General features: G+C 65.5%; 1 protein-coding gene. It reads right to left on the reverse strand.

The window, feature by feature from the left end; genetic code table 11:
• Window positions 1-29: 29 nt before the first annotated feature.
• A protein-coding gene (locus ACFFRH_RS44790) for an IS630 family transposase (protein ID WP_425581869.1) occupies window positions 30-1,105 on the reverse strand; the annotation gives its coding sequence in 2 pieces (ribosomal slippage) (window positions 30-562 and window positions 562-1,105; 1,077 coding nt in all).
• Window positions 1,106-1,178 lie beyond the last annotated feature (73 nt).

Raw genomic sequence — 1,178 nt, forward strand, 5'->3', positions numbered from 1 at the left:
ACTGCTGTACTGAGCGAGAAAGCCGAGCGTTACATCGGCTCGGAGATCATGAGGCCGGTCTGGGCGATGAACCCGGCCAGGAGCTCGGGCTGGTACTGCATGTGATTGAGCCGGTGCTTGATCAGAGCGGTGAGCTCGTCAATGCTGCGGACGGCGAAGTTGAGGATGGCGATGCGCAGGTTGGACCAGATGCCCTCGGCCGGGTTGAGGTCAGGCGCGTACGGCGGTAATCGATAGACCACCAACCAGTCGGCCTGGGCAGTGATCCACTGGCGCATCTGGGCGCTGACGTGCTCGGGCAGGCTGTCCCACACCAGCGAGATCGGACCGCCCAGCTGGGCATGAGCCGCATGCAGCAAAGCCTTGAGGTCGGCCGCGACGAACCCTTTCCGCTCACCCCTGCGCTGGTGGTAGGTGATCGTGCGGTAGATCAGCCGAACGCGACGACCTGGCTGGATGCAGATCAGAGCAGCGATCGAGACGCGGCCCCGGTCACCGTAGGAGACCTCCAGGACCGGGGTCTGGCCTTTGCGGGCCCAGGTCCTTCCTCGGGGCGGTCTCAGGCTCTGGCCGGATTCGTCGGCGAAGACCAGCCACGATCCCCAAGCCGCCCAGGTGCTTTTATCGCTGGCCACACCCGCCTCGTCCACTCGGTGACCCGCGCCTCGTCACGGCGGACGGCTCGATGCGCCGGCACCTGAAACGACCAGCCCAGCCGCCTCAGCAGATACACCACCCCACGGGCGGTGTAGGAGACGTGAAACGTCCCAGCGATCAACGTGGCGACCCGTGGTGCCGTCCAGCGCTGGTCACTCCAGCCGTAAGCGGAGGCTCCCTGCTCCAAGGCCGTCTCCAGGTGCATCAGCCGCTCATCGGTCAACTTGCAGCCGTTACCGGTGGCTCCCTTGGAGGCCGGCGCGGCCTTGCCTCCGGCCCGCCATGCCCGATGCCACTCATAGGCCGACTTACGCGTCACGCCCAGCAACTGGGCCACCCGCGGCGGCTTGATGTTCCCGGCGAACATGTCCGCCGCCCGCAACCGCAGTTCCTGCCGCTGTTCCCGGACCCGCGCAGACAGCCCTCCGCTTCTGTCTGAATACCTCATACATCCAGGCTGTCACCCGCGAAAACGATCCCGATCAACGGGGCACAAGCTTGTCACGCCTACGTTTCTTGAT

This window comes from Streptosporangium vulgare (assembly GCF_042428775.1).
GTDB lineage: Bacteria > Actinomycetota > Actinomycetes > Streptosporangiales > Streptosporangiaceae > Streptosporangium > Streptosporangium vulgare.